This window comes from Phormidium sp. CCY1219 (assembly GCF_055795085.1).
On record NZ_JAYFEQ010000502.1, the window covers coordinates 1 to 7,574 of the forward strand.

A 7,574-nucleotide genomic window follows, 5' to 3' on the forward strand; every position below is an offset into this window, starting at 1 on the left:
GCCACAGGCTTATTGTAGCCGATCGCCCTTTTTTTGTCAAGGGAGACAACCCTTTTTTGACGCCAGATTGGCACAAGGATGCGGTGGGGAGGGCTAGGAACTAGTGGGTAAAATCACTGTAAAAACGCTGCCATCACCGAGTTTAGAGTGCACGGTGACGGTGCCGCCCATGCCTTCGACTAATGTTTTGACGATCGAGAGTCCCAAACCAGTGCCGCCAGTGGAGCGCGATCGCGCTTCGTCGATGCGATAAAAGCGCTCGAAAATGCGAGGAAGCTGTGCCAAGGGAATGCCCGGACCTTTATCGCCGATATCAATAGCGATCGCCTGGTGTTGCGGGCGAACTCGTACAGATATGGGGGTATGGTCTGGAGAATACTTAACGGCATTATCGATTAAATTGAGCAGCACTTGTTTTAAGCGATTGCGATCGCCCAGGGCGGGGAAGGGGAGGGCGTGGCAATCCAGAGCAATCTGACGGTTGCTATATTGCCGTGCCATCGATGCCACTTCCGCGACTAAATCGGGGATGGAAATCGGTTCTAGATGAAAGTGTAAGTAGCCGCTATCGGCGCGAGCCATATCGAGCAAATCCTGCAATAACTGAATCGTGCGATCGGCTTCAGCGGCGGCAATGCCTAGGGCTTCCCGTTGCGGTTCGGTGAGATTGTTGCCGCGCCGCTTCAGACTTTGGATGTAGCCAGAAACGATAGTTAACGGGGTGCGAAGCTCGTGAGAAACATTGCTAACGAATTGTCGCTGATGTTCCCAAGATTGGGATAAGCGATCGAGCATCATGTTGCAAGTGCGAGCCAATTGCTTGACCTCCGTGGGAGCATTGTCCAACTGCATCCGCACCTTGCCCAAATCCTCTGCCGAGATGTCATTGGTCATCTGACTCAGTTGGCACAGAGGTTGGAGCGATCGCCGCACATAGAGTGCGATCGCGAAAGTCATAGCCGCGATCGCCGCCACACTGGCAAGACTCAGACTGCGAATAATCCCCACCAACATCTGATAATCCTGGGTAATATCCTGGGCCACATACAGTTCCCCCAAATGAGTACCCTTCACCGTCAGGGAACCACTACACCACAACCAATAGCGACCCTTCAGGAATTGCGCTTGCGGAATCGTCACCGATGCAGGCAAACGCTTTAACGCCGCATCCAGAGTATCCGTTCGACCGCTTAACGCCTTGGATTGAGCGACGATCGCCCCATCGGGACCTTTCACCCACAGCAGAACCTTATCGGCACTCAGGCGTTCGATCGCCGGTTGCAACCCCGTCGTGGCAGCTTGCCTTGCGCTATAGTATTCCACATCCCCGGCAAAGCGCTGGAAAATGTACTTGACATTTTGCTTGTGGGTAAAAACCAGTTGCTGCTGCATCTGCCAACTCGTCGCGATCGCCAGCGACCCAATTCCCAAAGCAGAGACAGCGGCGATGCCCGCCGTCAGACGCACTTGCAGGGAATGGAGATCGATCTTGCGCCACAGGGGTGCGCTTTGTTTTCCCAACCAACTTAGCAATGTCCTCTCACCCACTCGAACTCTTTAGATTTAGCTTAGCCAGTAAATCTGAGAATGCGCTGATAGTCTTCTGAATTTTATCTCATTCAATCTGACCCCATGCCGATTTCAATTCAATTAGGACAACCGCATATTGTCCAATTGAGCACATCAATAACCGATAGGCAACCAGTGGCCCACCCTACCCGTGGGGCAGGCTGGGTAAGTCCTGCTCAATCTCAGGCATTTTTCTCTACAGGAGATAAAATCGCCGCCAGAGAGAAGAGTAGTTCCCTGGGCATCTGTTGGATAGAGAGGCGATCGCGGGAATTATGAGGCCAGAGTTGCACCAGTGGGGGCTAAAGACATTCATCATTGCCCCCGGCAGCGTTTAATTACCACAAAGTCAGAAAATTGTCAAGACGAAAGAAAAACATGGGAAAAAACCATCGGGGGGAAGGTTGGCGAAGACCAGAAGGGGTCAGGCAAGCGGGGCACCGTTTGACCGCCAGCCTGCCCCTTGGGGCACTGCCAGTTGAGTTAAAAAAATGTTAAAAATTGACAACCGATGCCGAGGACAGATCCAGCACCGAGGCGTCAGGCAAGCTAAGCTTGAAAAGACCAACAGCACAGCCAAATATCGCCGGGAGAGGGTGTTCCAGAAAAAGGTTGCCCGAGGAGATGGCCAGAGTAGGGGAAACCAGGGGGGTGCATTCCCTCGGGATATTCTAGGGGGAGAACCCGAGCACTGAGCCTTTGCAAAACAGGATAATGGGGAAAGCGGATCGAGATCGAACAGTGAGAGGCAATACTGCGGCAATCGCGGCATTTAGCCCCAGGGAATACTGGTATTTGACCAGCCGCTTATCGGTAAACTGGAAAGGCGTACGCGACTGAGCAATGGGCAGCAAGATACGATGAGGGTGTCACTCTATGAAACTGCGTCAGAAAATCTTATTAATCTTTGGTGCGACGCTCGTCGGTCTCAACGTAGCGCTTTATCGCACCGCATCGAGTATTTTATTGGCTGAATTCAAAGCCCTCGACGCTCTTGTTGCGCGCCAGGAAGTAACCCGAGCCTTGCAGGCACTCGATGAAACCATCACCGAGCTTAACACCACAGCGCGATCGCGAGTGGAATGGGAAAATCCCGCTTCCGACAGCGACGCCCCAGGGGCGAAATCTTTAGCCCCTGAGTTCGGCAACGAAATATTTACCCAATCCAACCTCAACCTGCTGGTATTGCTTGACGAGAACGGGGAACCGATTTTCACGCAAGCCTACGATCGCCAACAAAACCAGCCCATCCCCCTACCAGAGAAGATAGAAAAACTGATAGCCGGATACGGGCAATCCGGGAAGAACAGCCCCGCCCCAGGGAAAGCGCCCCCCTTGAGAGGCATCGTGATGCTGCCCACAGGGCCGATGCTAATTGCCGCACAATCGATTCTCAACCGACAAGCGGCGGATCCAGAGCGAGGCACCTTAATTGTCGGACGCCACTTAAACGCCGGAGAAATCGATCGCATCGGACAGCTGATGCAATTATCCTTGCGAGCGTATCCCGTCAGCGACCTCCCCTCGCACCTGCAAAACCTGGGAAAAGCCCTTGGGATAACTGCCGAGAACCGGAATTCCAACGAGAGAATCGTCAGCCCACCGATAGCGCAAAGCGACGCCGTACAACTGCGATCGCTCAGCGAAACCGACCTCGGAGGGTATGCCGCGATCGAGGACATTTACGGCAACGACGTCTTGCTATTAGAAATCATTCAACCGCGAGAAAGCTATCAAAAAGGCAAAAAAAGCATTCGATATTTAGTGTGGCCCCTGCTAGCGGTAAGCGTAGGATTTAGCGCCCTGACCCTGCTGCTGGTAGAAAAACTGGTAGTCTCGCGCGTGACCCTGCTGAATCAATCCATCAAACAGATGACCTCCGGAAACGGCGGGGATCTATCCATGCGCCTGAAACTAGGCGGCGAAGACGAACTCTCCAAAGTGGCACACAGCATTAACGGAATGCTCGATGCCCTGTTCGAGTCACAACAAAAGCTGCAAGAAAGCGAAGCCCGCTATCGGTTAATGGCGGAAAACTCCACAGACATGATTGCCAGACATACCCCAGAAGGGATGTTTGTGTACGTTTCCCCCGCTTGTCGGTTTTTGCTGGGATACGAACCCGACGAACTGATCGGCAGGTCTGCTTACGAATTCGTGCATCCCGACGACATGAAAGCGATCGGCAAATGCCACGCCGCGATTATGAACGGGCAAGTCAGCTACACCGTCAGCTACCGGATGCGGCACAAAAATGGGCCAGCAGTGTGGTTTGAAACCACCTCGCGCACCGTGCGGGATCCGCAAACCCATCGCGTATTGGAAGTGGTCTCCATTTCCCGCGACATCACCGAGCGACAGCAAACCGACGAAGAACTGCGAGAAAGCGAAGCCTCAATTCGGGCGTTGTATAAGATTACCTCATCGCGGAAGCTGAGCTTCAAACAACGGCTAGAAGGGTTGCTGGCATTAGGGCGGCGGCGGTTTGGGTTAGACATTGCGATTTTATCGCGGATTAAAGGGATCCGCTATGAAATCGTCGCCGCCCAGTCCCCCGATCGCGCAATATCCCCCGGGGACCTGTTCGATCTCAATCAAACCTACTGTCGCGAAACCTTGCGACAAAACGAACCCCTGTACTTCGAATCCGTCAGCGTCACCCGGTGGCACAACAATCCCACCATCACCCCCTTCAAACAAGACGCCTATATCGGCACCCCCGTGATTGTGGATGGCGAGGTGTACGGCACCCTGAGCTTTTCGAGCACCTTTGCCCTACAGCGCCCCTTCAAAGCGGTGGATAAAGAACTGCTCAAACTGATGGCGCAGTGGATCGGCGGCGAAATCGAGCGCCGTCAAGCAGCGGAAGATTTAGCCCGCGCCCGCGACGAGGCCCTCGCCGCCACCCGCGCCAAAAGCGAGTTTCTCGCTACCATGAGTCACGAAATCCGCACCCCGATGAATGCAGTGATCGGAATGACCGGATTGCTGCTGGATACCCCCCTCAATTCCGAACAGCGCGACTTCGTAGAAACGATTCGCGGCAGTGGGGATGCCCTGCTGACGATTATTAACGATATCCTCGACTTTTCTAAAATCGAGTCGGGCAAACTCGAACTGGAACAGCAACCGTTTAACCTGCGGGTCTGTATTGAGGAATCTCTCGATTTACTCGCGTCGAAAGCTTCCGAAAAAGAGTTGGAACTGGCCTATTTGATGGAGCCATCCACCCCGGAAATTATTGTGGGGGACGTGACCCGGGTGCGTCAAATTTTGGTGAATTTGCTCAGTAATGCAGTGAAATTTACCCAAACCGGCGAAGTGGTGGTGTCGGTTAGCGCTTCTCCCGTCACGGAAGATGAAGCAGCCGAAATCGACAAACAGGAACTGGCAAGGGACGGAGATTCCGGGTTCTCCTCTGTGAGTTCTCATCACCGCATCCAATTTGCGATCCGAGATACGGGGATTGGCATCGAGCAACAACGAATGGATCGGTTGTTTAAGTCGTTTTCTCAGGTGGATTCTTCCACTACCCGCGAGTATGGTGGCACCGGTCTGGGGTTGGCAATCAGCAAGCGCCTGAGCGAACTGATGGGGGGAACTATGTGGGTGGTCAGCGGTTCGGCGATCGGCGGGGATCCCCCAGCAGATTTTCAGTTGCCGGCGGCGGTTGGGCTGTCGTGGTCCAGCGAGATGGATGAGGATGAGGAGCAAAGTGTGTTTACCTGGGTGGGGGATTCTCACGAGCAAGAGGAGCAACCGAAATCCCCGGGTTCGACGTTTTATTTTACGGCGATCGCCGAACAAGCACCCAATACCTTGCCGGTGGATTTGAATGACACTCAGCCGAAATTGGCGGGTAAGCGGGTGCTGATTGTGGACGATAATGCCACCAATCGGCAAATTTTGGGTCGCCAAGCCGTGTTCTGGGGCATGAACCCCCAAGCGGCAACCTCGGGGGCGGAAGCTCTGGAGTGGCTGGAAGCGGGGGATACCTTCGATCTGGCAATTCTGGATATGCAGATGCCCAATATGGATGGGATGACTTTGGCACGGCAACTGCGCGCGTTACCGAATGGGGACGATTTGCCGTTGGTGATGCTGACTTCGATCGGCAGACAAGAGAACAATCCCCAAGGCGCTCCAGAGGTGAAGTTGGCGGCTTTTCTGAATAAGCCGATCAAGCAATCGCATCTGTACAATGTGGTGGCGGGGATTTTTGGCGGCGTGCCGCTTCGCTCTCGGGATTTGCATTCGGCTTCGGTTCAGATCGATCCGCAGATGGGGCATCGGCTACCTTTGCGGATTTTGCTGGCGGAAGATCATTTGGTGAATCAGAAGGTGGCATTGCAGATTTTACAGCGTCTGGGATATCGCGCAGATGTGGCCGGCAATGGGCTGGAGGTGCTGCAAGCGCTTCACCGTCAGCCTTATGATGTGGTGCTGATGGACGTTCATATGCCGGAAATGGACGGGCTGACCACCACGCGGACTATCTGCGAGCAGTGGGAGACGGAAACTCTGGGGTATAAGCCGCGCATTATTGCGATGACGGCAAATGCCATGCAGGGCGATCGCGAGGAATGTCTGGAAGCGGGAATGGATGATTATATCAGCAAGCCGATCCGCATGCCGGAACTGGTGCAAGCTCTGTCTTTATGTCAGCCAAACCAACAGCTACTCGACTCTCCGGCGGCACCAATTGCGAGTCCTGCACAGCGCCGCGAACCGGTCCGGGCAGGGGTCGCTTCGGGAACGGCGGTGGAAGAGCGATCGCACTCGGGCAAGGCGAGTTCCTCTGCACCCAAGGTGGCTGCTTCTGCCCCGAAGGCTTCCCCGCGCAATCCTAAACCCGGTAACGCTGGCGATCGCACTGCGGTTCTCAATCCCTCAACTCTGGAGTCTTTGCGCGAAATCGAGGTGCTTGAAGAGGCGATCGAAATCTATTTGGTGGAAGCACCTAAATTGGTGCAAAGCATGACTGAGGCCATTGAAGCGTCTGATGTGGCTCAGTTACAAGAGTCGGCCCACTCCCTGAAGTCTACCAGTGCAGCTCTCGGTGCGATGGAGTTGTCTGGATTGAGCAAGCAGCTTGAATATATGAGCCGCGCTAGCAAAGCAGCCGGATCGCCTCCCCCCCCAGAGGCGGCGGAGATTTTTTCGCAACTCAAAATTGAGTATCAAAAGGTGAAAGCAGCTTTGCAACGTGAACTGTCTCAGGTGTAATCCCATTGGTTTGCACAATGGTGGTTGCGGCGATGCCGATTTAATTGGGCCTTTCTGTGATGGAGAGGCGGTAGGGATGCGCTTCATGCTGGCGATCGCCTACGTAGATGTTATATGTCCCGGGCATCCACAACCCGGACATTTCTGGCACCTCTCCGGCTTCTTTATGCCCCAAAATGCAAAACCGCCCCCCGGGTCCGTCGATTAGTAAGGTGGGTTCTCCCTCGCTTTCTACCTGAAATCTCAAGTAGGAAAATTGCTCGGTTAGCTCCAAGGTTTGACTCGGTTGCTCGCTAATATACCCACAGTCACTACTCAGAGACCCTCCAGAGGTGCCTTGCAGCACTAGGGGATCCGATTGCATGTCTGTGGAAAGGGTCACCACTTTCGGTTGGCTCCACCCCGGAGCGGCTAGGCTCCCCAATAGCGCCAATCCAGGTGGAATTATCCACCATTTTTTGATTCTCATGGCTGAAAACCTCCCTTCGGTTGCGGTAATATTGATTACCTTCATTCTACGAGTTTTGACGAGGGGGATCCGCTACAGTTCCGCTTCACGGTAAGGGTTGAAATTCGAGCGCTTCCCAGTACACGAAAAAAACTCGGGAGCTTGGTAGCCCCGTCTCTTTAGAGCGGGGCTACCAAGCTCCCGGCGCGGCTTTAGCCGCAATGATATGATAAACTCCTATCACCAACTCTCATTTTGACCCAAATGAAAGGGGCTTAACATCCCGTGAGGGCAGACTTGCATCATGCAGAAATGTCGGTAGCAAAGGCGT

At 54.0% G+C, this 7,574-nt stretch carries 3 protein-coding genes; 1 reads left to right on the forward strand and 2 read right to left on the reverse strand.

What is annotated here, in order from left to right:
• Positions 1 to 93: 93 nt before the first annotated feature.
• Positions 94 to 1,533 (reverse strand): sensor histidine kinase, encoded by a 1,440-nt coding sequence (locus AC0QH1_RS13075; protein WP_324631587.1) that lies wholly within the window; start codon positions 1,531 to 1,533, stop codon positions 94 to 96.
• Between the two features lie 912 nt (positions 1,534 to 2,445).
• Here AC0QH1_RS13075 and AC0QH1_RS13080 point away from each other — a divergent pair.
• A complete protein-coding gene (locus AC0QH1_RS13080; RefSeq protein ID WP_324631588.1) occupies positions 2,446 to 6,795 on the forward strand; it encodes a response regulator in 4,350 nt (1,449 codons plus the stop codon).
• Between the two features lie 40 nt (positions 6,796 to 6,835).
• Here AC0QH1_RS13080 and AC0QH1_RS13085 read toward each other — a convergent pair whose 3' ends face one another.
• Entirely contained in the window at positions 6,836 to 7,264 is a 429-nt protein-coding gene (locus AC0QH1_RS13085; RefSeq protein WP_324631589.1) for a hypothetical protein, read from the reverse strand.
• Positions 7,265 to 7,574: the final 310 nt, after the last annotated feature.